At 60.5% G+C, this 26,799-nt stretch carries 24 protein-coding genes; 5 read left to right on the top strand and 19 right to left on the bottom strand.

Annotation, left to right across the window (positions count from 1 at the left end; genetic code table 11):
• Nucleotides 1-4: 4 nt before the first annotated feature.
• Both fadD1 and fadD2 read right to left on the bottom strand, forming a co-directional pair.
• Nucleotides 5-1,705, bottom strand: a complete 1,701-nt coding sequence (fadD1, locus tag ACA041_RS06105; RefSeq protein ID WP_497440313.1) for a long-chain-fatty-acid--CoA ligase FadD1 — start codon at nucleotides 1,703-1,705, stop codon at nucleotides 5-7.
• A 382-nt stretch (nucleotides 1,706-2,087) separates the two neighbouring features.
• A complete protein-coding gene (fadD2, locus tag ACA041_RS06100; protein WP_497440312.1) occupies nucleotides 2,088-3,776 on the bottom strand; it encodes a long-chain-fatty-acid--CoA ligase FadD2 in 1,689 nt (562 codons plus the stop codon).
• 243 nt (nucleotides 3,777-4,019) lie between these two features.
• Between fadD2 and ACA041_RS06095 the strand changes: the two genes are divergently transcribed.
• Both ACA041_RS06095 and ACA041_RS06090 read left to right on the top strand, forming a co-directional pair.
• The gene (locus ACA041_RS06095) at nucleotides 4,020-4,964 is read left to right on the top strand and encodes an alpha/beta hydrolase (RefSeq protein ID WP_497440311.1); all 945 of its coding nucleotides are present in this window, start codon (nucleotides 4,020-4,022) and stop codon (nucleotides 4,962-4,964) included.
• Between the two features lie 41 nt (nucleotides 4,965-5,005).
• Nucleotides 5,006-5,476 (top strand): MaoC family dehydratase, encoded by a 471-nt coding sequence (locus tag ACA041_RS06090; protein WP_008151121.1) that lies wholly within the window; start codon nucleotides 5,006-5,008, stop codon nucleotides 5,474-5,476.
• A 165-nt stretch (nucleotides 5,477-5,641) separates the two neighbouring features.
• On the opposite strand, the gene ACA041_RS06085 is transcribed toward ACA041_RS06090, so the two are convergent.
• From ACA041_RS06085 to ACA041_RS06070, 4 genes are all read right to left on the bottom strand, one after another.
• On the bottom strand, nucleotides 5,642-6,505 hold the full coding sequence (locus ACA041_RS06085; protein ID WP_497440310.1) for an efflux RND transporter periplasmic adaptor subunit: 864 nt from the start codon (nucleotides 6,503-6,505) through the stop codon (nucleotides 5,642-5,644).
• Nucleotides 6,506-6,515: 10 nt separating this feature from the next.
• Nucleotides 6,516-6,722 (bottom strand): DUF1656 domain-containing protein, encoded by a 207-nt coding sequence (locus ACA041_RS06080; protein WP_497440309.1) that lies wholly within the window; start codon nucleotides 6,720-6,722, stop codon nucleotides 6,516-6,518.
• Entirely contained in the window at nucleotides 6,709-8,697 is a 1,989-nt protein-coding gene (locus tag ACA041_RS06075) for an FUSC family protein (RefSeq protein WP_497440308.1), read from the bottom strand. Before ACA041_RS06075 ends, ACA041_RS06080 begins: the two co-directional genes overlap by 14 nt.
• Before the next feature lie 157 nt (nucleotides 8,698-8,854).
• A complete protein-coding gene (locus tag ACA041_RS06070; RefSeq protein ID WP_497440307.1) occupies nucleotides 8,855-9,322 on the bottom strand; it encodes a ferritin-like domain-containing protein in 468 nt (155 codons plus the stop codon).
• A gap of 203 nt (nucleotides 9,323-9,525) precedes the next feature.
• On the opposite strand from ACA041_RS06070, the gene ACA041_RS06065 reads away from it, so the two are divergent.
• Both ACA041_RS06065 and ACA041_RS06060 read left to right on the top strand, forming a co-directional pair.
• Nucleotides 9,526-9,762 carry a DUF3820 family protein gene (locus ACA041_RS06065; protein ID WP_096509378.1) on the top strand — a complete coding sequence of 79 codons (237 nt, stop codon included), beginning with the start codon at nucleotides 9,526-9,528 and terminating at the stop codon, nucleotides 9,760-9,762.
• A gap of 31 nt (nucleotides 9,763-9,793) precedes the next feature.
• Nucleotides 9,794-10,975 (top strand): aminotransferase class V-fold PLP-dependent enzyme, encoded by a 1,182-nt coding sequence (locus ACA041_RS06060; RefSeq protein ID WP_497440306.1) that lies wholly within the window; start codon nucleotides 9,794-9,796, stop codon nucleotides 10,973-10,975.
• A gap of 2 nt (nucleotides 10,976-10,977) precedes the next feature.
• Here ACA041_RS06060 and ACA041_RS06055 read toward each other — a convergent pair whose 3' ends face one another.
• From ACA041_RS06055 to zwf, 4 genes are all read right to left on the bottom strand, one after another.
• Nucleotides 10,978-11,700 carry an intradiol ring-cleavage dioxygenase gene (locus tag ACA041_RS06055; protein WP_497440305.1) on the bottom strand — a complete coding sequence of 241 codons (723 nt, stop codon included), beginning with the start codon at nucleotides 11,698-11,700 and terminating at the stop codon, nucleotides 10,978-10,980.
• A gap of 275 nt (nucleotides 11,701-11,975) precedes the next feature.
• A complete protein-coding gene (locus ACA041_RS06050) occupies nucleotides 11,976-12,641 on the bottom strand; it encodes a bifunctional 4-hydroxy-2-oxoglutarate aldolase/2-dehydro-3-deoxy-phosphogluconate aldolase (RefSeq protein ID WP_497440304.1) in 666 nt (221 codons plus the stop codon).
• A 17-nt stretch (nucleotides 12,642-12,658) separates the two neighbouring features.
• Nucleotides 12,659-13,372, bottom strand: coding sequence for a 6-phosphogluconolactonase (gene pgl / locus ACA041_RS06045; RefSeq protein ID WP_497440303.1), 714 nt, complete (start codon nucleotides 13,370-13,372; stop codon nucleotides 12,659-12,661).
• Complete coding sequence (zwf, locus tag ACA041_RS06040; RefSeq protein ID WP_497440302.1) at nucleotides 13,359-14,828, bottom strand: glucose-6-phosphate dehydrogenase; 1,470 nt, start codon at nucleotides 14,826-14,828, stop codon at nucleotides 13,359-13,361. Before zwf ends, pgl begins: the two co-directional genes overlap by 14 nt.
• Nucleotides 14,829-15,067: 239 nt before the next feature.
• On the opposite strand from zwf, the gene ACA041_RS06035 reads away from it, so the two are divergent.
• On the top strand, nucleotides 15,068-15,928 hold the full coding sequence (locus tag ACA041_RS06035) for a MurR/RpiR family transcriptional regulator (RefSeq protein WP_178084775.1): 861 nt from the start codon (nucleotides 15,068-15,070) through the stop codon (nucleotides 15,926-15,928).
• A 153-nt stretch (nucleotides 15,929-16,081) separates the two neighbouring features.
• Here the strand turns inward: ACA041_RS06035 and ACA041_RS06030 are convergent, their stop codons facing one another.
• The 9 genes from ACA041_RS06030 to ACA041_RS05990 all read right to left on the bottom strand — a co-directional run bounded on the left by ACA041_RS06030 (nucleotide 16,082) and on the right by ACA041_RS05990 (nucleotide 26,798).
• The gene (locus tag ACA041_RS06030) at nucleotides 16,082-16,936 is read right to left on the bottom strand and encodes a D-hexose-6-phosphate mutarotase (protein ID WP_497440301.1); all 855 of its coding nucleotides are present in this window, start codon (nucleotides 16,934-16,936) and stop codon (nucleotides 16,082-16,084) included.
• Nucleotides 16,937-17,052: 116 nt separating this feature from the next.
• The gene (locus tag ACA041_RS06025) at nucleotides 17,053-18,399 is read right to left on the bottom strand and encodes a carbohydrate porin (RefSeq protein ID WP_497440300.1); all 1,347 of its coding nucleotides are present in this window, start codon (nucleotides 18,397-18,399) and stop codon (nucleotides 17,053-17,055) included.
• A gap of 219 nt (nucleotides 18,400-18,618) precedes the next feature.
• On the bottom strand, nucleotides 18,619-19,779 hold the full coding sequence (locus tag ACA041_RS06020; protein ID WP_497440299.1) for an ABC transporter ATP-binding protein: 1,161 nt from the start codon (nucleotides 19,777-19,779) through the stop codon (nucleotides 18,619-18,621).
• Between the two features lie 3 nt (nucleotides 19,780-19,782).
• Nucleotides 19,783-20,628 carry a carbohydrate ABC transporter permease gene (locus ACA041_RS06015; protein WP_497440298.1) on the bottom strand — a complete coding sequence of 282 codons (846 nt, stop codon included), beginning with the start codon at nucleotides 20,626-20,628 and terminating at the stop codon, nucleotides 19,783-19,785.
• Nucleotides 20,621-21,529 (bottom strand): carbohydrate ABC transporter permease, encoded by a 909-nt coding sequence (locus ACA041_RS06010; RefSeq protein ID WP_064679358.1) that lies wholly within the window; start codon nucleotides 21,527-21,529, stop codon nucleotides 20,621-20,623. Before ACA041_RS06010 ends, ACA041_RS06015 begins: the two co-directional genes overlap by 8 nt.
• 167 nt (nucleotides 21,530-21,696) lie before the next feature.
• Nucleotides 21,697-23,004 carry an ABC transporter substrate-binding protein gene (locus tag ACA041_RS06005; protein ID WP_497440297.1) on the bottom strand — a complete coding sequence of 436 codons (1,308 nt, stop codon included), beginning with the start codon at nucleotides 23,002-23,004 and terminating at the stop codon, nucleotides 21,697-21,699.
• Between the two features lie 116 nt (nucleotides 23,005-23,120).
• The gene (locus ACA041_RS06000; protein WP_497440296.1) at nucleotides 23,121-24,380 is read right to left on the bottom strand and encodes a D-mannose isomerase; all 1,260 of its coding nucleotides are present in this window, start codon (nucleotides 24,378-24,380) and stop codon (nucleotides 23,121-23,123) included.
• Nucleotides 24,381-24,607: 227 nt separating this feature from the next.
• A complete protein-coding gene (locus ACA041_RS05995; protein ID WP_497440295.1) occupies nucleotides 24,608-26,077 on the bottom strand; it encodes an ATP-binding protein in 1,470 nt (489 codons plus the stop codon).
• On the bottom strand, nucleotides 26,067-26,798 hold the full coding sequence (locus ACA041_RS05990; RefSeq protein ID WP_497440294.1) for a response regulator: 732 nt from the start codon (nucleotides 26,796-26,798) through the stop codon (nucleotides 26,067-26,069). Before ACA041_RS05990 ends, ACA041_RS05995 begins: the two co-directional genes overlap by 11 nt.
• Between the last annotated feature and the right edge of the window lies 1 nt (nucleotide 26,799).

The raw sequence follows: 26,799 nt of genomic DNA, 5'->3' as shown, positions 1-26,799 counted from the left end.
TTTGTTACGCGCTGACCTTCTTCGCGGCAAGCTTCTTCAGCTCTTCATCGCGCAACTCGCGGCGCAGGATCTTGCCGACGTTGGTGGTCGGCAGTGCATCGCGGAACTCCACGGCCTTGGGCACCTTGTAGCCGGTAACGTTGGCGCGCATGTGCTCCATCACCTGTTCCTTGGTCAGGGTCACGCCCGGTTTGGCGACGATGAAGATCTTGATCGCCTCACCCGATTTCTCGTCCGGTACGCCAATGGCCGCGCATTGCAGCACCCCCGGCAGGGTTGCCAGCACGTCTTCGAGTTCGTTCGGGTACACGTTGAATCCGGATACCAGGATCATGTCTTTCTTGCGATCGACGATGCGCATGAAGCCGTCAGGCTGGATCACGGCGATATCCCCGGTCTTCAACCAACCTTCGCTGTCGAGGATTTCATCGGTGGCTTCCTGACGCTGCCAGTAGCCTTTCATGACCTGCGGACCTTTGACGCACAGCTCGCCGATTTCGCCCAGCGGCCGTTCAACGCCGGCGTCGTCGATGATTTTGCACACCGTCGACGGCACCGGGATGCCGATGGTGCCGATCTGGATGTTCTGGATCGGATTGACCGTGGCCACCGGGCTGGTTTCGGTCATGCCGTAACCTTCGCAGATGGCGCAACCGGTGACCGCTTTCCAGCGCTCGGCCGCCGCCAGTTGCAGGGCCATGCCACCGGACAGGGTGATTTTCAGCGCAGAGAAATCCAGCTTGCGGAAGTCTTCGTTATTGCACAGGGCAACGAACAGCGTGTTCAGGCCGACGAAGCCGCTGAACTTCCACTTCGACAGTTCCTTGACCATCGCCGTCAGGTCGCGCGGGTTGCTGATCAGGATGTTGTGGTTACCGATCAACATCATTGCCATGCAATGAAAGGTGAAGGCATAGATGTGGTACAGCGGCAGCGGCGTGATCAGGACCTCGCAGCCTTCATTAAGGTTGGAACCCATCAGCGCCTTGCACTGCAGCATGTTCGCCACCAGGTTGCGATGGGTCAGCATCGCGCCCTTGGCCACGCCGGTGGTGCCGCCGGTGTATTGCAGCACCGCGACGTCGCTGCTGGCCGGGTTGGCTTCAGCCACTGGCTGGCCGTGGCCCTTGCTCAGCACGTCATTGAACTTGATGGCCTGGGGCAAGTGATAGGCCGGGACCATTTTCTTCACGTACTTGATGACGCTGTTGACCAGCAGGCGCTTGAGCGGCGGCAGCAGGTCGGCCACTTCGGTGACGATGACGTGCCTGACCCCGGTTTTGGGCACGACGGTTTGGGCCAGGTGCGCCATGTTGGCCAGGCAGACCAGGGCCTTGGCCCCGGAGTCGTTGAATTGGTGTTCCATTTCCCGCGCGGTGTACAGCGGGTTGGTGTTGACCACGATCAGCCCGGCGCGGATGGCACCGAAGACGGCGACCGGGTACTGCAACACGTTGGGCAGTTGCACGGCGATTCGATCGCCCGGCTGCAAGTCGGTATGCTGTTGCAGGTAAGCGGCAAAGGCACCGGACAATTCGTACAGTTCACCGTAGGTGATGGTCTTGCCCAGGTTGCTGAACGCCGGCTTGTCGGCAAAGCGTTGGCAGGACTGCTTCAACACCGCCTGAATATTCGGATACTCGTCTGGATTGATCTCGGCAGCAATCCCGGCAGGGTACTTATCCTTCCAAAAGTCTTCGTTCATGGAAGCCCACTCCTCAGCAACGCGAATTCATCACCGCATTTGATGCGATTATTATTGGTGTGTGTTTGTCGGTGAATCTAGCGCTTTTATAAGCCCGAGAAGTCACAAAGCGGGCCGAGAGTAGCAGCTTTGCCGAGGGTCGACTAGAGCCAAAAGCGGCCTCTACGGTCACATTAGTGACTCAAGATTAGCAACCAGTCATTTTAGAGCAAAAAACCTATAAGTCGCTAAAAGCCCCGGAAATCTTGGCTGTAGGAGCGAGCTTGCTCGCGAAAAACCCGAGGCCACCGCTGGGCATCCGGTTTTACGCGTTATCGTTCACGACCTTCGCGAGCAAGCTCGCTCCTACAAGGTATACGCGCGAAGCGCGGCCATTCACCACTCAGGCAATATCACGCAACTCCCGCCGCAGAATCTTGCCCACCGGCGTCATCGGCAACGACTCACGCAACACGATGTGCTTGGGCACTTTGTACGCCGTGAAGTTTTCCTTGCAGTACGCCTTCAGCTCTTCAAGGCTGACCCCCGATTCCCGGGCCACCACAAACAACTTCACCGCCTCCCCCGAACGCTCGTCCGGCACGCCGATCACCGCGCAATTGGCGACTTTCGGGTGGGCCATCACCACGTCCTCGATCTCGTTCGGGTACACGTTGAAACCCGAGACGATGATCATGTCTTTCTTGCGATCGACGATGCGCACGAAACCGTCCGGATCGATCACCGCGATGTCGCCGGACTTGAACCAGCCTTCGGCATCCAGCACTTCGGCAGTGGCTTCAGGTTTTTGCCAATACCCCTTCATGATCTGCGGGCCCTTGATGCACAGTTCGCCGCGTTCGCCCAAGGCCTGCTCGACGCCTTCATCGTTGATCACCTTCAAGGTGGTGCCCGGCACCGGCAGGCCGACCGTACCGATGCGCGACTTGTCGCCGTAGGGGTTGGTGCAGGCCACCGGCGAGGTTTCGGTCAGGCCGTAACCTTCGGTGATGCGGCAACCGGTCAGCTGCTGCCAGCGCTCAGCGGTGGCCTTGACCAGCGCGGTACCGCCGGAGTTGGTGAGTTTGAGACTGGAGAAATCCAGGGTCTTGAAGTCGGGATGGTCCATCAGCGCGACGAACAGCGTGTTGAGCCCCAGCAGCGCCGAAAACCGCCAGTTTTTCAGCTCCTTGATGAAGGCGCCGATATCCCGTGGATTGGTGATCAAGACATTGTGGTTGCCGGTCACCATCATGCACATGCAGTTCGCCGTGAAGGCATAGATATGGTACAGCGGCAGCGGCGCGATCATCACCTCCTGCCCTTCGCGCAGCAGTGGCTGACCGTCGGTGCCGAACTGCCCCAGGCAGGCTCGCGCCTGCTGCATGTTGGCGACCAGGTTGCCGTGGGTCAGCATCGCGCCCTTGGCCAGGCCCGTGGTGCCGCCGGTGTATTGCAGTACGGCGATGTCGTCCAGACCGGCCTTCAGCGGCTTAATCCCCAGGCCCCGGCCCAGACTCAGCGCGCTCTTGAAGGAAACCGCCTGGGGCAAGGAATAGGCCGGGACCATTTTCTTCACCTTGCTCACCAGGGTATTGACCAGCCAACCCTTGGCGGCGGGCATCAGGTCGCCCATCTTCGCTTCGATCAGGTACTGGATGTCGGTGTCGGCCAGTACTTCCTGGACCTTCTGCCCGAACACGTTCAGGTACACCAGGGCACGGGCACCGGAGTCCTTGAACTGATGGCGCATCTCCCGCGCGGTGTACAGCGGGTTGGTGTTGACCACGATCAGCCCGGCGCGCAAGGCGCCGAACACGGCAATCGGGTAATGCAGGACATTGGGCATCTGCACCGCGATGCGATCCCCCGGCACCAGGTCGGTGTGGGCTTGCAGGTAACCGGCGAACGCGGCGCTGTAGCGTTCCAGTTCGGCGTAGGTCAGGGTAACGCCCATATTGCTGAATGCCGGGCGGTCGGCAAATTTCTTGCAGGAACGCTCGAACACCTCGATCACCGACTTGTAGGCCCCTTGGTCGATGTCCAGGGGCACGCCGGCCGGGCGTTTGTCATTCCAGAAATCAGGATGCATTGTTCTTGTCCTCTTTACCTGAACCTATCCGGGGCCGCTTTCTGTCGTTTCTGAAAACAAACAGCGAAAAGCGGAGCTTCACGGACACTAGCAGTTATGGCGAATCAGGCAAATATGGCCAACATCGTCATTGATCGTGTGAATCTTCGTAGCGTGGCGTAGCCGATCAGACGGCTGGCGATGGATGCGCTATACAATGCAACCACGCCCATGCCACATGCAGCCTCATGCAAAGGAATCGCCATGATCCACGACACTTTCTGGCTGACCGCGAGTGACCGCAGCCGCCTGTTCGTTAACCAGTGGCTGCCGGCCGCGCCGTTGAATGCAGTGATCCTGCTGGCGCACGGCATGGCGGAACACAGTGCCCGCTACGCCCGTCTGGCGGAAAAATGCTGTGAACAGGGCTACGGTGTGTACGCTCCGGATCTGCGTGGACATGGCAAAACTGCCGAAAACGGGACCCTGGGCCATTTCGCCGACGACGATGGCTGGTGCAAGGTGGTCGGCGACCTGGCCAGTCTCAATCAGCACATCGGCCAGCACCATCCCGGCGTGCCGATCGTCTTGCTGGGTCACAGCATGGGCAGCTACATCGCCCAGGCGTACCTGCTGCACCACAGCGCCAGCCTGCACGGCGCCATTCTCAGCGGCTCGAACTTCCAGCCGGTGGCGCTGTATCGCGCGGCCCGCCAGATCGCCCGTGCCGAACGGTTGCGCCAGGGGCCCAAGGGCCGTAGCGCCCTGATCGAATGGTTGTCATTCGGCTCGTTCAACAAGAAATTCAAACCGGTGCGCACGCCGTTCGACTGGCTCAGTCGCGATCCGGCCGAGGTCGACAAGTATGCCAACGACCCGCTTTGCGGCTTTCGCTGCACCAATCAATTCTGGATCGATCTGCTTGGCGGCTTGCAGCAAATCAGCAAAGCGTCCAATCTCGCCCAGATCGATCCGGGCCTGCCGCTGCTGGTCATAGGCGGCGAATGTGATCCGGTGAGTGAAGGCAAGCGTCTCAAGGATCTGGCTCACGCGCTGCGCGCAGCCGGCAGCCGGAATCTGCAACTGACCATTTACCCGCAGGCACGGCACGAACTGTTCAACGAGAGCAACCGCGATGAAGTGACCGCCGATGTACTGAACTGGGTCGCCCAGGCGCTGAGCCATCGACGGCCACCCCGCTCCGAATAGTTTTTTTGTGGATTTTTTATTCGTCACAGGAATTGAGACAGATGACCCAGGTAACCAACACCCCTTACGAAGCCCTCGAAGTCGGCCAGACCGCCAGTTACAGCAAAACGGTCGAAGAGCGCGACATTCAGTTGTTCGCCGCCATGTCCGGCGATCACAACCCGGTGCACCTGGACGCTGAATTCGCTGCCGGCACCATGTTCAAGGAGCGCATCGCCCACGGTATGTTCAGCGGCGCATTGATCAGCGCGGCCGTGGCCTGCGAGCTGCCTGGGCCGGGGACTATTTATATCGGCCAGCAGATGAGCTTTCAGAAACCGGTGAAGATTGGCGACACCCTGACCGTGCGCCTGGAGATCCTTGAGAAACTGCCCAAGTTTCGTGTGCGCATTGCCACCCGCGTGTTCAACCAGCGCGATGAGCTGGTGGTGGACGGCGAGGCGGAGATCCTGGCACCACGCAAGCAGCAGACGGTGACGTTGCCGACCCTGCCGGCGATCAGCATCGGCTGATACCCCGTCCCCTGTGGCGAGGGAGCTTGCTCCCGTTCGGCTGCGAAGCAGTCATGAACACTGACATCGCGGTTGATCAGATTAAGCGTGGTGTCGGTTTTTTGGGGCGCGCTGCGCACCGCAGCGGGAGCAAGCTCCCTCGCCACAGTGATCGCAGCGCATCAATTATTGATGTGCCTCCTGCACCTGCACACTCGCGGTCATCCCCGAACTCAGATTGATCCCCTCGGGCACCTTGTCCAGCTTGATCCGCACCGGAATCCGCTGAGCCAGCCTGACCCAGTTGAACGTCGGCTCCACCTCCGCCAGCAACTGCCCATCGGGCGTGGTGTTGCGGTCGGTAATCCCGCGGCTGATGCTTTCCACGTGCCCCTGCAACGCCTCCCCGGCGCTCATCAACCAGATCTTCACCGGATCGCCGATGCGGATCCGCGGCAACTTGGTTTCCTCGAAGTACGCCTGCACATAAAAAGTCGAACCGTCGATCAGCGCCATCACCGGTTGCCCGGCATTCACATAGTTGCCCTGGGCCAGACGCAGGTTGGTGATGTGACCACTGCGCGGCGCATGGACCTGGCTGCGCTCCAGGTTGAGTTGCGCAACCTTGGCCTCGGCCTGAGCCTCACGCAGTTCGCCGCGGGCGATGCCGGCATTGATCTGCGCGTTCTCGCGCAGCTCGGCACTGATCGCCTGCGGCCCGAGACTGGCGCGGCGGCTGGCTTCGCGCTCACGCAGGTTGAGTTGCTGCTGGCGGGTCTGGACCACCGCTTGAGCTTTCTCCAGCGCGGCTTCGAAGCGGTCGCGGTCGATGCTCAGCAACAGATCGCCGGCCTTGACCTGCTGGTTGTCGAAAGCCTTGAGTTCACGCACCCAGCCCGACACATCAGGGGCGATGACCACCACGTCAGCCCGAATCCGCGCGTCGCGGGTCCAGGGCGTCAACATGTAGTACTGCCACAAATGGAAACCGGCAAAGATCGCCACGGCCACCAGGCACAGGGTTACGGCTACACGTACGGATGTACGCATGTTCAACTCCTTATAAAGGTCCCAGGACGACGGTGATCAGGGTCAATACACAGACGTACAAGGCGCAATCGAATAACGCTTCGTGCCAGATCCAGCGGCCGGCCGGGGTCAGGCCCAACAACAGGCGCAGGGCCCCGGTCACGAGCAGCGCCAGCAGCACATAAATCAGAAACGGGCTGAGCAGCACGCCACCCACCGACCACTCACGCAAGCCCATGACTCTCCTCCTGCTGACGGCACCAGGCACGCCAGCTGTTCTGCAATTGCAGCACCGCGCCCTGGGCCAGTTTCACCGCATCACTGGGGGGCAGCGCGTACAAGGTTTTCAGGAATTCTTCGCTGGGTTGTTCCAGCGCATCGGTGCGACTGCCGGCCGGACCTTGCTCGAGGACTTTTTCCAATTGGTCGAGGTAGCGCCGTTGCGGCGCACTGACGGGTGCCTGGGCCACCGCCAGGCTCAAGCGCAAATGCAGCAATTCATCGCCGATGTCCAGCCCCAGCAACCCGTCGTCCCAGCGGCTGCGCGCCGGTTCCGGCAACTCTGGATAGTGCCGCGCCAGTTGCAGCAAGCGATCGGCCATGCGTCCACCGAACCAGCTTTCAGCCCCGCGCAGATTGCGCCGGGTCAGGCGCACCAGGTCGTGAAGCGTCGCCACCAGCAAGCGGCGGCCATGCCACGCCGGATTGCGCAGGATCAAGAGGCGGAATGCCAGCACCGCCGCGCCCACACCGATCACCATCGCCTGAGCACTGTTGAAGAAGTTCGCGACATCGAACTTCATCGCGTTGAGCGGCGAGATCAGGACAATAAAATGCAGGCAGAACGAGGTCGCCGTGGCACCAATCTGCGGTTTGGCCATGCCCAGTGCACCCAGGAACAACGGCACACCCATGCCGAGACAGAGCATTGCGAAACTGCTCCATTGCGGTAGCAGAATCTGCCCGACGAAAAACGCTGCCGGAATCGCCAGGAAAATCCCGCGCATGAAACTCATGCCGATCTGCGCGCCGTTTTCGCGGCTGGCAAACAGGCTGCACACCACGCAGGTCAGCAACAGCGCACCCGAGGCGGCGGGCCAGGCGGTCGCCAGCCAGAAACACGACACCACCAGGAACGCCAAGGCGCTACGGGCACCGAACACCAGGGCCAGGGACAGGTCGCGGTGCGGGGCCAGGGTTCGCGGTGGATCGACCGTTTCCTTGCCCTCCTCCACCGCTTTCAACGCTTCGCTGGCCGCCATCGCCGTATCCAGCAGCAAGGTAAAACGAGCCAGGCAGTAACTTTGCGCGGAACTGATCAGCGGGTCATGGGAGGCATCGAGCAACCTCGGTCGCAAGGCTTGCAGGGTCGCGTTATCCGCACGGTCGAGTGCCTTCTGGACTTCGTTCATCCACGGCAGCAGTTGCTCGGCCTCCTGGGGTTGCAACTGCTTCCACTGCCGGCGCACCGAACGGGCGACGCGCAGCAACATCAACAGCTTCTGGCTCAAGCCACTGATCGAGCGCGCTCGCTGGCGGCCAAGACTGCCTTCGAACCAGGCATGTTCGCGCTGGGCATCCACCGCCACGATCCTGCCGAGGATTTCCAGCAGCCCCCTGCGCGCCTGGCTATCGCCGGCCAGGGTCGCCCGGGCGGCCTGCATCCCGCTGTTCCAAGCCGCACGCGCCTGATCCGCCAGTTGCTGCTCGACCCGCATCGGCCACAGCAGCGCACTGGCGGCGGTGGCGCAAAGAATGCCCAGGCAGATTTCCGTGCAGCGTGCCACGGCCTGGTCGAACACCGTCAGCGGATGGGTAATGGCCGGCAAGGCGATGATCGCCACCGTATAACCGGCCAGCACAAACGAATAGGACCAGGCACTGCGCAACAAGGTCGAGCTCGCGGTACACAAGCCGAGCCATAACGCCAATGCCAACAGGAACAGCCAGGGCGTCTGGGCAAACAGCCCCATGAACACCACCGACATGATCGTCCCGACCAGGGTCCCCAGCAGCCGCGCCAGCCCCTTTTGCACCACCATCCCGGACAAGGGCTGGGCGACGATGAACGCGGTCATCAGCGCCCAGGCCGGTTGCTCCAGGCCCCAGCGCAATGCCAGCCACAGCGCCAGGCCGCCGCCGATCAAGGTCTTGATCGCGAACTGCAGCGCGCGGCGGTCAGGCGCAAACAGAGCCTGCAAAGTGATAGGCACGTAAAACACTCTCGTACGGACGATTTAACGATAGACGTGATCGGTGGAGTAACATGAAAAACAAATTATTAGCTAGCTATCTATATCCCGTCCAGCCCTAAATTCCACACACAAAAAAACGCCAGACTGGCTGGCGTTTTTGACAGGCTATGAGCGCTTACGAGCGCGCGCGAGCCTGATTGCGCAGGGCTTTTACCTGATCGTGGTTGCGTTGCACGCCATGGTACTGACGCTCAACCAGGTCACGAATGCCCACCAGGTTGTGCTTGTTGATTTTTTCGATGGCTTCTTTGTAGGCCTTCAGTGCATGGTCTTCACCACGTTCGGCTTCATTCAGCACGGCTTCTTCATCCTTGCCGGTGAAAACGGCCTTCACGTCGACCCAGCGACGGTGCAGATCACCGCTGACACTGGTGGAGGTTTCCGGATCGCCGCCCATCGAACGCACGGCGGCTTGCAGTTCGGAGGCCGCGGTAGCGCAGTCGGCGGAACGCTGCACGAACAACGATTTCAGTTCCGGATTCTTGATGTCTTCAGCGCAGGTCTTGAACCCTTCCTGACCGTCTTTGCTGGTTTCAATCAGGTCGTTGAGTACAGAGATGGCTTCTTTATTCACGTCGGTCATTTTCAATTCCTCGCGGGTTGATGAAAGATGCAATAGCTATTGCACCCTGCATGCCAGCTTTGAATTGAAATATTAATCCTTATTTTTCAACGAGTTATGTTTAAGCTACAAATCTGCATCCGCGTTTTTTGCATGATCTGTCATTTGGCCTGCATGCAGAATGCCTGTATTTTCCAGACTGGTTGAATCAAGGCGACTGATAGATGAACCCGGAAAAGCTCGAACTGCTGGTCACCCGTGAAATGCCCTTCGGCAAATACAAGGGCCGAATCATCGCCGACCTGCCCGGCCCGTACCTGAATTGGTTCGCCCGGGAGGGGTTTCCCCACGGGGAACTGGGTGGCTTGCTGGCCCTGATGCAGGAAATCGATCACAACGGCCTGTCGGAGCTGCTCGAACCGCTGCGCGCCAAACATGGTAAACCTGCCCCTCGTCACTGAATCGCTTTACCTGCCCCTATTGAGTAAACCCATGCCCGATAATACCCGCCGCGCCCGTGATGAAGCCTTCTGGCTGACCTTTGCCGACCGTTATGCTGTCGAGCCGGGCCCGGTCAATCTGGAAAACGGTTACTTCGGGCGCATGTCCCGCACAGTGGTCGAGGAATATCAGCGTAATATCGAACTCATCAACCGCAGCAGCTCGGTCCATGTACGCCAACGTTTCGAACAGGGTGAGAACGAGGAAATCCGCAAGCAGCTGGCCGCGCTGATGGGCGTACCCGCCGATACCGTCGCCTTCACCCGCAACGCTTCGGACGGATTGCAATCGCTTATCCGCAACTACAACCGCCTCAAGCCCGGCGATCAGGTACTGATCTGTGATCTGGAATACGACACGGTCAAAAGCGCCATGCGTTGGCTGGCACGCCATCGCGGGGTCGAGGTGATCGAGATCGACCACTGCCACCCCGCCAGTTTCGACAGTCTGCTGGCCACCTATCGCGAAGCCTTCGTGCGTTACCCGCGCCTGAAACTGATGGCCCTGACCCACGTCACCCATCGCACGGGCCTGGTGATGCCAGTGAAGGCGATTGCCGCCGCCGCCAGGGAACACGGGGTCGATGTCATCCTCGACGGCGCCCACGCGCTCGGCCAGATCGAGTTCGATCTCGAGGACCTGGGCATCGCCTTCGCCGGCTACAACCTGCACAAATGGATCGGCGCGCCGCTGACCCTCGGTTTCATCTACATCAACCGCGAGCGCCTGGCCGACATCGACCCGGACATGGGCGAAATGCACTTCCCGACCACCGACATTCGCGCCCGCACGCCCTACAGCACCCCCAACATCCCGGCCCTGCTGACCCTGCCGCTGGTGTTCGAGGAACATCGGGCCATGGGCGGTTCCGCCGCCAAGGGCGCACGCCTCAATTATTTGCGCAATCGCTGGGTCCGCGCAGTACGCGAGCTAACGGGCATCGACGTCATGACGCCGGACGACCCGCGCCTGTATTGCGGCATCACGTCGATGCGCTTTACCCGGCAGCTCGATCAACAGGTGATGGTCGAGCGGTTGCTCAAGGACTACAACCTGTTCACCGTTGCGCGCAGTGGTGCCGCGAGCGGTCCGTGCATTCGCATTACCCCCGGGCTCACCACCACCGCCGCCGACATGGACTTGCTGGCCCGGGCGCTGACCGAACTGCGCTGATGTCACACGGTGTACTTGTCGAAATCCTCGGGCCTGATCTGCTTCGACACCGCGAGCGTGTCGATGCCGATGGTCATGTGACCGAAGAAGCCGTCCTCTTTCGAGTCTCGACCAATGGCGTGCACGTTCAGGGTCGAGGCTTCACCGCCCATGGTCTCATAGAATAAATCCTGATCATTGGTCAGCGGCGAGGCGGCTCGACCGCTGTATTCCCGGGTGTTGAGAACCGAGCGTGAGGCCACTTCGGGCAGGTACAGCTGACCGACCCAGGCGACATGCCGCTCTTGCAGATAGTTATTGCCGGCCGTGATGCGTATGGCGACATGAATGTGCAAGGCACGGCCGGCATAGAACCCCGGATAGATCGTGGTAAAGCGCACGATGCCCTTCCTGTCCGTGAATTGCCCGCCACGCAGGTAGGTATCATCGTCGGTGCGCGGGATCGCGCCGATGTCGTCGACGTCGACCTCATTGTCGGGGTTGATCCTGCTCCAGCCCGAATAAGCCCCGCGCGCATTGCAATGCCAGATGTCCACCAGCGCGTTAGTCACCGGCTGACAGGTCATGGCATCGACAATCGTCAGTCTCAACACCAGGGGGACGCCATCCATCCCTTCACTGATGTTTCTTCTGATCAATTTCGGGTCGCGGAAATAGGGGCCGGCGATCTGTTCGGGTGACAGCTGACAAGCCGGTGAAGGTGCAACCAGGGTGTTGTCGTCCATGACGTTCTCTCTTCCATCAGAAGAACTCAGGTTAATGCTGGACGAGCGGCGAGATGCGGTAACTATGTATCGCATGGCGCCCCCTTGCAGGAGCGTGCTTGCTCGCGATGGACTCAAGAGCGCCGCGTTCAGCCAGTTAACACGCGTTATCGTTAACGATCATCGCGAGCAGGCTCGCTCCCACAGGGATTTTCTTTGGGCAAAAAAAAACGGTGCACCGACCAAGCGCACCGTAAAGCCGTAGAACACACAACGAAGTGTTGGGTAAAAGCAGATCAGTCCAGCAGCGCCAGGGCCTCGGCGGTGCATTCCTGAATGCGGGCCCAGTCGCCGTTCTTGATCCACTCTGGGTCAAGCATCCAGCTACCGCCCACGCACATGACATTTTTCAACGCCATGTAGCTTTTGATATTGGCCGGGCTGACGCCGCCAGTCGGGCAGAATTTCACTTCGCCGAACGGGCCGCCCAGGGCCTTGATGGCTGCGACGCCACCGCTGACTTCCGCCGGGAACAGCTTGAAGCGGCGATAACCCAGGCCATAGCCTTCCATGATGCCCGAGGCATTGCTGATGCCAGGCAACAGCGGAATCGGGCTGTCGACGCTGGCTTCGAGCAGATCACGGGTGATGCCCGGCGTGACGATGAACTGCGAACCCGCAGCCTCGGCAGCCGCCAGCATGCCGCGATCGAGCACGGTGCCGGCACCGGTCACCAGTTCCGGACGCTGCTCGCGCAGAATCTGGATAGCCTTGAGGCCAAATTGCGAACGCAGGGTCACTTCCAGGGCGGTCAGGCCACCCGCCGCGAGGGCGTCGGCCAACGGCAGCACGTCCTGCTCGCGAGCGATGGTGATGACCGGCAGGATCCGCGCCTTGGCACAGAGGTTGTCGATCAGGGCAATTTTGTCCGCCATGGAAACGGTCGGGTAAGTGTTTGTCATAGCGGCTGATCCTTGGCTCATGGGCACCAGTAAATCTCTAACGTAGGTTGCAGAAACGCGCGAATCGGCATGGCAGCGACATCGTCACCGGCCAATGCGGCACTCAGGGTGGTCAGCTTGGACTGACCGGAAATCGATAAAACAGTGTGCTTGGCCGAAGCCAGCAGCGCGCGACTCATGGTCAGGCGCTGATGCGGTACGGTCGGCGCCAGCATCGGCCAGCAGCGACGGCTGCCGTCGACTTTCAAGGCGTCGGCCAGGTTCGGGCTGTTCGGGAACAGCGAAGCGGTGTGACCGTCGTCGCCCATGCCCAGGATCAGCACGTCGATTTGCGGCAATTCGCCCAGCAAGCGGTCAGCCTGCTCGGCCGCCTGTTCAACGTTGGCCGTAGCGCTGTAGAGGCTCAGAAACTGCGCCTTGGCCGCCGGGCCTTGCAGCAGGTAGCGCTTGAGCAGGCCGGCATTGCTGTCGGCGTGTTCCACCGGCACCCAGCGCTCGTCCGCCAAGGTGATGACGACCTTGGGCCAGTCCAGCGTCTGCTTGGCAAGATGCTGGAAAAACGCTACCGGGCTACGACCGCCGGACACCACCAGGGTGGCGGTGCCTCGGGCATCGATCGCGTCGCTCAGTTGCTTGGCCACATTCAGCGCCAGGCCTTCGGCGAGCAGCACCGGGCTTTTGAACTCATGGGCGCTGACGCCCTGAGGCAGTTTCAGTTCAGATATCGCCATACCACGACCTCCCATCCCGCGTAATCAGTGCAATGGAGCTCATCGGTCCCCAGGACCCGGCCGCGTACGGCTTGGGCGCATCACCGGATTTCTTCCATCCGGCGATCAACTGGTCACACCACTTCCACGCGGCTTCGATTTCATCTTTACGGACAAACAGGTTCTGATTGCCGCGCATCACTTCCAGCAACAACCGCTCGTAGGCATCGGGAATCCGTGCGCTGCGATAAGTGTCGGAAAAATTCAGCTGCAACGGACCGCTACGCAGCTGCATGCCCTTGTCCAGGCCTTGTTCTTTGGTCATCACGCGCAAGGAAATGCCTTCGTCCGGTTGCAGGCGGATAATCAGCTTGTTGCTGATCTGCAGGCGCTGCTCGGGAGCGAAGATGTAGTGCGACGGTTCCTTGAAGTGGATGACGATCTGCGACAGTTTCTGCGGCATGCGCTTGCCGGTGCGCAAGTAGAACGGCACGCCGGCCCAGCGCCAGTTGCGAATGTCGGCACGCAGGGCGACGAAGGTTTCGGTGTCGCTCTGGGTGTTGGAATTAGGCTCCTCCAGATACCCGGGCACCGACTTGCCTTCGCTGTGCCCGGCGATGTACTGGCCACGCACCACCTGAGTGGTCAGGCCTTCCGGACTGATCGGCGCCAGGGCCTTGAGCACTTTGACTTTCTCGTCACGGATGCTGTCGGCGGACAGGTCGGCCGGCGGGTCCATGGCGATCAGGCAGAGCAGTTGCAGCAGGTGATTCTGGATCATGTCCCGCAGCTGGCCGGCCTTGTCGAAATAGCCCCAGCGGCCCTCGATCCCGACCTTCTCGGCTACGGTGATTTCCACGTGGGAGATGTAATTCTGGTTCCACTGGGTTTCGAACAGGCTGTTGGCGAAACGCAGGGCGATCAGGTTTTGTACGGTCTCTTTGCCCAGGTAGTGGTCGATGCGGTAGGTGCGGTTCTCCGGGAAGAACTGCGCCACGGCGTCGTTGACCTTGCGCGAGGACTCAAGGTCCGACCCGATGGGTTTTTCCAGCACCACGCGGGTGTTTTCGGTGAGGCCGACCTTCGACAGGTTTTCGCAGATCGCGCCGTAGACCGCTGCCGGCGTCGCGAAGTAGGCAATCACTCGCTGGGCACTGCCGGCCGCTTCGGCCAGGGCGACGTAGTCGTCAGCCTTGAGGAAGTCGACGTGCAGGTAACTCAGGCGGGCCAGGAAGCGTTCAACCACCGCTTCGTCCAGCTCCTTGTCACTGACGTAGCGGCGCAGTTCGGCGGCGATGAATGCCAGGTGCTGCTGCTCGCTGCCAGGCTCACGGGCCAGCGCGATGATGCGCGTATCCTCATGAAGCAGGCCTGCGCCATCGAGTTGATAGAGGGCAGGAAACAGCTTGCGCAGGGCCAGATCGCCAAGGGCGCCGAACAAGGCAAAGGTGCACGGTTCAACCGTTATCGAAGGCATGATGTTTGTTCTTTTATCAAGTTAAGCTACAAATACCTTTTTTCAAGGCATCACTCAAGGGGAAATGTAGTAATAAACACAACATTTTAGCAAAATAGAGATTCCGAGTGGTGGTCGGTCGGAGCCATCAGTAGGATAGGCCACCGTGACGGGCCCGATCAAAGTCCCAATTTGCATAGCCGGGGCCCTTATTTGCATTGCTCTCTTGTTTGCGGAGCTAAGGAACATATATGGACCGCGTGCGAAATTTACTGGAACAGATCCAGAATCGCCTTGAAGACTTGAACAAGGCGGAACGCAAAGTCGCCGAAGTGATCCTGCTCAACCCACAGCAGGCCACCCGGTTCAGCATTGCCGCCCTCGCCCAGGCCTCGAAGGTCAGCGAGCCGACGGTCAACCGTTTCTGCCGTTCATTCGGCGTCAGCGGTTATCCGGAACTCAAGCTTCAATTGGCCCAGAGCCTGGCCAGTGGCGCGGCGTACGTCAGCCGTGCGGTCGAGGCCGACGACAATCCCGAAGCCTATACCAAGAAGATTTTCGGCAGCGCCATCGCCTCGTTGGACAGTGCCTTGCAGGCCCTTGATCCCAACCTGATCAGTCGCGCCGTCGACCTGTTGATCCAGGCCCGACAGATCCACTTCTTCGGCCTCGGCGCCTCGGCCCCGGTGGCGCTGGATGCGCAGCACAAGTTCTTCCGCTTCAACCTGGCCGTCACCGCCCATGCGGACGTGCTGATGCAGCGCATGATTGCTTCGGTGGCCCACACTGGCGAGTTGTTCGTGATCATTTCCTACACCGGCCGCACCCGCGAACTGGTGGAAGTGGCGCGCCTTGCCCGGGAAAACGGCGCCTCGGTGCTCGGCCTGACAGCCGAAGGTTCGCCCTTGGCCAAGGCCAGTACCCTGAGCCTGAACATTCCATTGCCGGAAGACACCGATATCTATATGCCGATGACGTCGCGGATCATTCAGCTGACGGTGCTGGATGTGCTGGCGACCGGCATGACCTTGCGTAGGGGCGTGGATTTCCAGCCGCATTTGCGCAAGATCAAGGAAAGCCTGAATGCCAGTCGGTATCCGATTGGGGATGAGTTCAACTAGGCCGATATCTTCATTACCTGCCTGAGCCTCTTCGCGAGCAGGCTCGCTCCCACAGTTGACCTGCTTTGAATACAAATACTGTGTCCACCGAAGATCTAATGTGGGAGCGAGCCTGCTCGCGAAGAGGCCAGCCGCAGCACTGCAAATCCTGGCCTAAACCCCTATCCGCGCCTGCAAACTCAAATGTGCCCGCTCCCCCGGCGCCAGGCTCAGGCTATCGGTCCCGCCACTCGCCGCTTCCACGCAGACAAACTCGGACATCTCATTCCAGCTCACCCCCAGCAACGGTCGCGACCCCGGATGCCAGACTACCGTGTCCGCATCGTCACCGGTGTCGATGCACAATTCGCGCTGCCAGGCGTGGTCCTTGAGCTGCAATTCGCCTTCCTGCTGGAACACTCGCTGACAGCCACCCTCGATTCGCAACTCGCCTTCCTGCTGACAAACCTGACGGTTCAACTGGTCGTAGCCTTGGGCACCATCGAGCCCAGACAGCGCTACCTCGCCGACGTCGCCAATACGCCAGTACGCATGCAACGCCTGGCTCAACTGGCACGGCAGGCTGTCCTGGTGCTCGGTGCTCAGGCGCAATTCCATGCGCTCGCCCAGGTGCGCATGCAGGTCCACTTGCCAGTCGCACAACTGGAGTTGCCAGTGCAGCCGCACGCCATCGTCGTCACTGCTGCTGTCCAGCAGCTTCCAGTCGAGCAGCCGGGCCCAGCCATGGGACGGCCAGGCGTTTTCGCTTGGATGGCGACCATACCAGGGCCAGCACACCGGCACGCCGCCGCGAATAGCCCCCACATGCGGCCATTTGGCTGCGCACCAGAGCCAGGGTTTCTGGTCCCGGGGCTGGAAGTGCAACAACTGCGCGCCCTGCCGACTGAACACCGCCTGACACAGCGGATGATCGATCACCAGCACATCGCGCATCTGATAGCGCTCCCACGCGAACACCGGACGTTCGCGCAAGGACTTGAAGAAGCGTTGTAGCGGATGCTCATGCATGTGCCACGGTCCTGAAAATCATCCTGTTACCCGGGGTGCGCCGCCCGCAAAAAAAAACGGACAGCCATGGCCGTCCGCAAAAATGCGCACATAGAGAGGAGCTTATCGCAACAACGTCAGAACACCGACTGAATTTTCAGGCCGGCCACCAGCGCGTTATCAACTTCATCCACACCACCCGGGTGAGTGATGTATTGCAGGTTGGGACGTACGGTCAGCCAGTTGGTCACGTGGAAGCCGTAGTTGAGCTCGTAGTTGTATTCGGTGTCGCGCAGCGGCGAGAAAGCCGGATCCTGGTAGTCGGTAGCGCCATTGGAGGCGTTGACCAATTGCGCGTTCTTCTTCACGTCATCGTTGACATGGATACGGGCGAAACCGATACCGACGTCATCTTTTGGACGGGCATCGAACGGACCCTTGTACACAAACATCAGCGACTGGTAGTTGTCGACGATGTTGGTGTCTTTATCGTGGAACGTGGCGTTCGCCGATACGGTCAGGCCGCGCGAAGCATCACCGTTGTGGCTGGTGAGTTGTTGCTGGGCAACGAACCAGTAGCCGGACTTGCTGCTGTGGCTGCGGTAAGCGTTGCCGCTGGTGGCCGCATCATTGCCGTCTTCGTCTTCACGAACGTCATCGGCCTTGGCCGTGCTTTTGTAGTAGCCGACACGGTATTCGCCCGGCAGGTTGTTGGGGTTGGGCAACCAGACCAGTTCGACCGGCAACACAGTGCCCTTGGTCCCACTGCCGCTGAGCTTGAAGCCGTTACCGTGTTCCAGTTGCGACGGGTTCTGGTTGTACGCGCCGATCTGCGCATAGAACTCGGGCGAGATGTTGTACTTCACGCGGATCGCGGCCTGGCTGACCGGCCAGTTGTACCAGATATTGGTCGCCCAGTTACCCACCTGGGAACCGCAGAACGCCAGGTTCTGGAACTCGCACGGGAAGGTGTTGAAGTCTTCGCCTTCGCCGAAGTAACCGGCCTTGACGTCCAGTTTACCGTCGAGGAACTGGTGCTTGATCCACAATTGGGTCAGGCGGACCATGTGGCCACGGCCGTAGACTTCCTGGGAGGAACTCAAGGTACCGGCACGCGGGTCGCCGACACGGTCATTGGAGATGTTCTCGCCGTTACGGTTGGTGAGCTGGATCTTGGCCTGGGTGTTATCCCAGCCCCACAGTTTTTGCAGGTCCAGTGCCACGCCCAGGCCAAACTGGTCGGCGTACCGCGCCGTCTTGTCGTTGTTGTAGCCGCCGTGGAGGTTGCCGCCCACTTCACCGACGTAGTCCATCTTGATGTCGATACCCTGCTCGATCAGCCGGGTCCGCTCGCCACCCCAATCACCGGTCATCCACTCGGAGTCGGCGCTGAACGCGTCAGCCGCGTGCACACTACCGGCCAGGGTCATTGCCGCAATCGCTGACAACTGGCAGATAAGCTGAGCGTTGTTGTTCTTCTTCATCCCTACATCCTCGTTTTATTGTTATTAACTGTTTTTATTTAACGCGGTTACATCGGTTACAGAGAGCGACAGGCCGCTCACTGCATATCCCCCTGCAGGAATCGGCTATTGTGGGAGCTGGCCTGCCGGCGATGGCATCAACTCGGTTCAACGTAAAACCGAGTCGCCTGCATCGCTGGCAGGCCAGCTCCCACACAACCGCATTCCCACACTTGTTCTTCAGCGGCCTTTGAATTGCGCTACGTTGGCAGCGTGAGCCTCGGCTTTTGGCACACCGGCCACCCCAAGTCGTTCACCCGTCTTGGCATCGAACAACAGCACTTTCGATGGGTCGAACTGCAGGGTCAGGGTCTCGCCCACGGCCGGTGCAACGTCCGGCGCCAGGCGGCAACAAACCTTGGTCTCGTTGAGGTTGACGAACACCAGGGTGTCGGGACCGGTCGGTTCGGTGACCTGGACTTCGGCGCGAATGGTCGGCAAACCGTTCGGCTCGGTGCCCGCCAGCACGATCTGCTCCGGGCGCATGCCGAGGATCACTTCGCGATCTTCCAGACCGGCATCCTGCATGCCCAACGGCAATTCGCAGCGCGCCTGGCCGCTGTCGAGCAGCGCCACCAGACGACCTTCCTTGCGCTGCAGTCGCAGGGGGATGAAGTTCATCGGCGGCGAACCGATGAAGCTCGCCACGAACAGGTTGGCCGGGTTGTTGTAGATGTCTTTCGGCGTGCCGAATTGCTGAATGATCCCGTCCTTCATCACCGCCACTTTGTCGCCCAGGGTCATGGCTTCGATCTGGTCGTGGGTCACGTAGACCGTGGTGGTTTTCAGGCGCTGGTGCATCAGTTTCATTTCGGTGCGCATCTCGACCCGCAGCTTGGCGTCGAGGTTGGACAGCGGTTCGTCGAACAGGTAAATCTTCGGCCGCCGCGCCAGGGCACGGCCCATGGCCACACGCTGTTGCTGACCACCGGAGAGCTGGCCGGGTTTGCGGCTGAGCAAATGTTCGATCTGCAACAGCTTGGCCACGCGAGCGACTTCTTCGTCGATTTCGGCAGTTGGCATCTTGCGAATCTTCAGGCCGAACGCGATGTTGTCCCGCACGCTCATGGTCGGGTACAGCGCGTAGGACTGGAACACCATGGCGATGTCGCGATCTTTGGGGCTCATGCCGCTGATGTCGGCGTCGTCCACCAGGATCGCGCCGCCGCTGATGTTTTCCAGGCCGGCGATGCAATTCATCAGCGTGGATTTACCGCAGCCCGACGGACCGACCAGGATCAGGAATTCCCCGTCATCGATCTTCAGTTCGATGTTTTTCAGGGTGTCCGGCAAGCCGGCGCCATAGGTCTTGTTGACGTTGCGTAATTCGAGAGTTGCCATGTTCTACCCCTTGACCGCGCCGGACGTCAGCCCACGCAGGAAATACTTGCCAGCGAATATGTAGACCAGCAGTGTCGGCAGCCCGGCGATCATCGCGGCGGCCATATCAACGTTGTATTCCTTGGCCCCGGTGCTGGTGTTGACCAGGTTGTTCAGGGCCACGGTGATCGGTTGCGCATCGCCACTGGCGAAGACCACGCCGAACAGGAAGTCATTCCAGATCTGGGTGAACTGCCAGATCAGGCAGACCATCACGATCGGGATCGACATCGGCAGCAGGATCTTCCAGAAAATCGTGAAGAAGCCTGCGCCATCCAGGCGTGCCGCCTTGACCAGCGCGTCCGGAATGCTCACGTAGTAGTTGCGGAAGAACAGCGTGGTGAACGCCAGGCCGTAGACCACGTGCACCAGCACCAGGCCGGTGGTGGTGTTGGCCAGGCCGAACTTGCCGAGGGTGAACGAGGCTGGCAGCAGCACGGTCTGGAACGGCAGGAAGCAGCCGAACAGCAACAGGCCGAAGAACAGTTGCGAGCCACGGAAGCGCCACATCGACAGCACGTAGCCGTTCATGGCACCGATGAAGGTGGAGATCAGCACGGCCGGAACGGTGATTTTCACCGAGTTCCAGAAGTAGCCGCCGACGGTGTCCCAGGCCTTGATCCAGCCGATGCCGTCAATCACCTGCGGCCAGCTCAGCAGGTTGCCGGTGCGGATGTCTTCCGGGGATTTGAAACTGGTCAGCAGCATCACCACCAGCGGGATCAGGTAGATCGCCGCGGCCAGTAACAAGGTGGCGTAGATGGCGATGCGGCTGAAGCTGATCGGCGGTTTTGCGAGTTGATTACTCATGGCGTTTGCCTCGCAATTCGGAGTACAGGTACGGCACCAGGATCGCCAGGATCGCACCAAGCATCATCATGGCGCTGGCCGAACCAATACCCATCTGGCCGCGGCTGAAGGTGAAGGAATACATGAACATGGCCGGCAGGTCGGACGAGTAGCCGGGACCACCGGCCGTCATCGCCGCCACCAGGTCGAAGCTCTTGATCGCGATGTGCGCGAGGATCATGAAGGCGCTGAAGAACACCGGGCGCAGGCTCGGCAATACGATCTTCAGGTAAATGGTCGGCAGGCTTGCACCGTCGACTTGCGCGGCGCGGATGATCGATTGATCGACACCGCGCAGGCCGGCCAGGAACATCGCCATCACAAACCCGGAGGCTTGCCATACGGCGGCGATCACCAGGCAATACACCACGCGATCCTGATCCACCAGCCAGTCGAGACGGAAGCCTTCCCAGCCCCAGTCGCGCAGCATCTTGTCCAGGCCCAGGCCCGGGTTGAGCAGCCATTTCCACGCGGTACCGGTGACGATCATCGAGAGCGCCATCGGGTACAGGTACACGGTGCGGATGAAGCCTTCCTTGCGGATGCGCTGATCCAGCAGCACCGCGAGGAACACCCCCAGCACCAGGCTGATGCCGATGAACATGCCGCCGAATAGCGCGAGGTTCTTGCTCGCGACCCACCAGCGATCGTTGTCCATCAGGCGGATGTATTGCTGCAGGCCGACCCATTTGTAGCTCGGCATGAAGCTGGAATTGGTGAAGGACAGAACGAATGTCCAGATGATGTAACCGTAGAAGCCAACCAGCACGATCAGCATGCTCGGCGCGAGTACCAACTTGGGTAACCAGCGTTGCAGCGCATCGAACGGTGAGGCTTTGCTGAAAACCGCCACAGAGCTCATCGGGATAATCCAGGTGAAGAAGTGAGGATCGGAGTGCGGTCCCTTGTGGGAGCGAGCTTGCTCGCGATAGCGGTGTAACAGTCGACATCTCTTTTGAATGTCAGCCAGCTATCGCGAGCAAGCTCGGTCCCACAGGGGAGAACTCACTCAGGTAAATGCAGCAGGGATTACTGGGCAGCTTTGACAGCCGATGCCAGTTGCGCGCTGGCCTTGGCCGGGTCAGCGTTCTTGTCGTTCATGAAGTTGGTGACCACGTCGAAGATCGCGCCCTGCACGGCCAGGGAAGTGGCCATGTTGTGCGCCATGCTCGGTTGCAGGCCGCCGGTCTTCTCGTCCGCCAGGAAATCCTTGGCCGCCGTTTGGGCACAGGAATCGAAGCCCAGACCGCTCATGTCGTTAAGCATGTCGGTACGCACCGGGATAGAGCCTTTGTTGATGCTGAAGATTTTCTGGAAGTCTTTACCCAGCGCGACCTTGGCCAGGTCTTGCTGAGCGGCGATGTCGCCTTTGCGATCAGCTTTCAACTTGAACACGGCCAGCGAATCGATGTTGTAGGTGAAGGCTTTTTCGGTGCCAGGGAATGGCACGCACTGGTAGTCCTTGCCCGCAACTTTTTTGGCCGCGGTCCATTCGCTCTTGGCCCAGTCGCCCATCATCTGCATACCGGCCTTGCCGTTGATGACGTCGGCGGCGGCGATGTTCCAGTCACGACCGGCGCGGTTCGGGTCCATGTAGCCGGTGAGTTTCTTCAGCTCGGTGAAGGCCTTGGTCATCTCGGCACCCGAGAGGGTTTTCTGATCCAGGTCGACCAGGGCTTTCTTGTAACCGTCGGCACCCATGACCGAGAGCACCACGTCTTCGAATACGGTGCTGTCCTGCCATGGCTGGCCACCGTGGGCGAGCGCGATAAAGCCGGCGGCCTTGAGCTTGTCGCCGGCGGCGTAGAATTCTTCAAGGGTGGTCGGCGCTTTTTCGATCCCGGCTTTCTTGAACACCTCCGGGTTGATCCACAGCCAGTTGACGCGGTGGATGTTCACCGGCACGGCCACGTAGTCACCTTCGTATTTCACCGTATCGGAGACTTTCGCAGGCAGCAGGCTGTCCCAGTTTTCCGACTTGGAAACGTCTTTCAACGCGTCGGTGCTCAGCAGGCCAGTGCTGCCCCACTCCTGGATGTCCGGACCCTTGATCTGGGCCACGCCCGGCGGGTTGCCAGCCACTGCGCGGCTCTTGAGCACGGTCATGGCCGTGGAACCGCCACCACCGGCGACTGCGCCGTCCTTCCAGGTGAAGCCGTCTTTTTCGACTTGAGCCTTGAGCACATCGACCGCTGCTTTTTCACCACCCGACGTCCACCAGTGAACGACTTCCACCGAACCTTTGGCATCGGCGGCAAGGGCACTCAGAGGGAATGCAGACAGAGGCAGCAACGAGGCGAGAGAAATGACAGTAGCGAGGCGAGAAATCGCATTCATCTAGTAGTACCTTTCTTGTTGTTATGCATGCAAGTCTGGTGCTTGCGCTGCATGTATTTTAAACAGGAGGCATCCCTTCGCAGGTAACGAAGGGACGTTCGAATGTCACCACATGGTTACACAGGAACGCTCTGGGACAACTGCCCCAGGGCAGTGGCCATGCTGGGTGCCAGTGGCAGGCGCGGGATCAGCAGGGCTTGCCAGGCGTGATACAGGTCCGGTTTGCCGGCCCAGATATCGGCGCTCGGGCAGTTCTGCGGATCGAGTTCGTGATACCAGCTGCCATCGTGGCGGTCGATGAAATGACTGTCACAAAATTCCCAAAACAGTCGGTACCAGTGTTCGTATTGTTCATCGCCCGTGCGCTTGAGCAAGGCACTGGCAGCCGCGCTGGCTTCGCAATGGGTCCAGTGCAGGCGATGACGCACCACCGCGCGATTGTCCCAGTCGAGGGTGTAGACAATCCCCGGAGCACCGTCGACGTTCCAGCCGTGACGGCAGTTGTGCTCGAACAGTTTTTGCGCATCGGTGGCGAGCCATCCCGGCGTCAGCATCCCCGCCTGCACCCGCGCCGCTTCCAGGTGCAGCAACAACCGCGCCCACTCGAAACCGTGGCCGGGCGTGGTGCCGTAGGGACGAAAACCGTCGGCCGGATTGTCGTGGTTGTATTCGCGCAACGGCTGCCAGTCGCGGTCGAAATGCTCGATCACCAGGTAATCGTTGGCTGCAGCATGGGCGTGGATGACGCGCTCGACGATGCGCTGGGCGCGAATCAGCCAGCGATTGTCCCCGGTGACATCGGCCAGGGCGAGGAAGGCTTCGGTGGCGTGCATGTTGCTGTTGGCGCCGCGATAGGCTTCCTCGCAACTGAAGTCGCGATTGAAAGATTCGCGCATGGCGCCCTCCTCTTCGCTCCAGAAGCGGGTGTCGAGAATGTGGATCGCATCGTCGAGCAAGGCTTGAGCGCCGGGGCGGCGGGCGACCACCGCCGAACTCGCGGCCAGCGCCACGAAGGCATGCAGGTAAGCGGCCTTGCCGGTATTGCCATCGCGGTGTCCGGGGACGGCGAACCAACCGCCGTGTTCGGCGTCGCGCAGCGGCCCGCAGAGGGCTTTGATACCGTGATCCACCAGCTCGGCAAAACCCGGCAGCCCCTGGATGTGGGCCATGGCGAAGCTGTGAGTCATGCGCGCGGTGTTCATGGTTTCGGCGTGGGCATTGGCCGGGAGGTGGCCCCGCTCATCGAGATTACCGAAGCCTTCAGGGAGTTTCGAAGCCTTGGCAAATGCGAGCAGGCGCAGGCCTTCGGCGCCAAGCCATTGCTGATGGGCAGGTGCGTTCAGCCAACTGCTGAAAGCCGGTTGGAAGGTGTCCATGGGGTGCCTTTTTTGTTGTTATGACTGGGGGCAGTCTAAACAACGGGCGGTGGCGGGCTTGTAACGAAGGGGGCGAGTTATGTCACCGTTCTGTGACATTTTTTTGAGGAATGTGTTGAATCGGCTGACGTCTTCGCGAGCAGGCTCGCTCCCACAGGGGGTTATGCGTCGTACACAAATCCACTGTGGGAGCGAGCCTGCTCGCGAAGAACGATAACGCGGTGTGCCTAATCAACACTGCGCGGCAATTGCAACGTCACCCTTAACCCGCCTTCACGCAAATTCTGCAGGCTGACCTCCCCCCCATGGCTATGCGCAATATTGCGCGCAATCCCCAACCCCAACCCATACCCCTGCTGCTGTCCGGCCAAGCGAAAGTGCGGTTCGAACACCTGCTCCATCCGCTGCTGCGGAACCCCCGGCCCTTCATCATCGACATGCAGGACAAATGCGCTTTCATCGTCATCGATGTGCAGGTGCGCTTTCTGTCCATACTTCAAGGCGTTGTCGATCAGGTTGCCAATGCAACGCTTGAGCGCCAACGGCTTACCGGGATACGCCGCCAGCGCCCGCCCCTGCTGGGTCACCCGGCCATTGCCGTTGGGTGCAAGATACGGCTCCACCAGGCAATCGAGCACATGATTGAGGTCCACCGGTTCGATGTTTTCGTGGATGTCGGTGTCTTTCACACATTGCAGCGCGCCTTTGACCAGCAGTTCCAGCTCATCCAGGTCGCGGCCGAACTTGGCTTGCAGTTTTTCGTCTTCGAGCAGCTCCACCCGCAGGCGCAGGCGGGTAATCGGCGTGCGCAGGTCATGGGAAATCGCGCTGAACAACTGGCTGCGTTCGGTCAGGTAACGGCTGATACGCTCACGCATCGCGTTGAAGGCGCGACCCACTTCGACCACTTCACTGCCGCCGCCTTCCGCCACGGGCTCGACTTCCGCCCCCAGGGACATATCCCGTGCCGCCCGTGCAAGACGCTTGAGCGGTCGGCTCTGCCAGTGCACCAGCAAGCCGATGAACAACAGCAGAAAACCACTGGTGAGGACGATGAACCAGACTTGTTGCGCCGGCAGCCCCTGCTCTTCAAGGCTGGTATACGGCTCGGGCAACAGCGAAGCGATGTACAGCCACTCCCCCGGCGCCATCTGGATCTGCGTGACCAGCACCGGTGGATTGACCGGCTCCAGAGTCAGTGCGTAATGCGCCCAGGAGCGCGGCAACTCGTCGAGTTTCAGGCCACCGTTGAAAATCCGCAGGTCTTCGGGGCTGACGAACGTCACGGAGATATCCGTGTCCTGACCCAGGGACTGGCGCAGCACTTCATCAACCGCCTTGAGCACCGCCGCTTTGCGCGGGGTGATCGGCAATACTTCCATGCCCAAGGGTTTGTCGTTGAGTGTCACCACGAACCGGGTGCCGCCCATGCTGCGCAACTGATCGAGCACCAGCGGCCGGAACGCCACGGGCAACGAGCGGAAGTAACTGACGCTGGCGGTCATCGAATGCGCCAGGCTGCGGGCACTGGTGACCAGGCCTTCCAGCTGCGTGGCGCGCAGTTGCGAGACCCAGATCACGCTCGACAGCGCCTGGGCAAACAGCACCGCGAGCAAGGTCAGCAGCAACATGCGCCCGAGCAGCGAACGCGGCACCGGCACCTTGGCGGCGAGCTTGCGGAAAAACTCAGTGACCATTGCCGGCAACCACATTGGCGGCCAGTTGGTAGCCGCTGCCGCGCACGGTACGGATCAGCCGCGGCGGTTTTTCAGTGTCGCGCAGACGCTGACGCAGACGGCTGACGGCCATGTCGACGATGCGATCCAGGGGCATCAGATCGCGGCCACGGGTGGCGTTGCCGATGGTGTCGCGGTCGAGGATTTCCTGAGGGTGATCGAGGAACAGTTTCAGCAGGGCGAAATCGGCGCCGGAGAGGATCACTTCTTCGCCGTCGATGTGGAACAGCCGATGACTGACCATGTCCAGGCGCCAGTCGTCGAAGGCCAGCACTTCACCGCCGGAACGTTCCTGGCCGAATTGCGCGCGACGCAGCAGTGCTTTGATCCGCGCCTGCAATTCACGGGGGCTGAAGGGCTTGCCAAGGTAGTCGTCGGCGCCCAGCTCCAGGCCAATGACACGGTCCGCTTCGTCGGAACTGGCGGTGAGCATGATGATCGGCACCTGGGCCTGACGCGGGTGCTGGCGAATCCAGCGGCACAGACTGAAACCGTCTTCGTCCGGGAGCATCACGTCGAGGATCACCAGGTCGCTCGGCGCCTCGTTCATGGCCTGGCGAAAGCCGGCGCCATCGGGGGTGGTGCGGACCTGGAAACCGGCGCGGGTCAGGTAGGTGTCCAGCAACTCGCGTATCTCTTGATCGTCATCGACCAACAAAATCGACTTGTTGACTGAGCTCACG

The sequence above is a fragment of the Pseudomonas sp. LBUM1676 genome (genome assembly GCF_059695605.1).
This window is presented reverse-complemented; position numbering and strand designations above follow the sequence as displayed.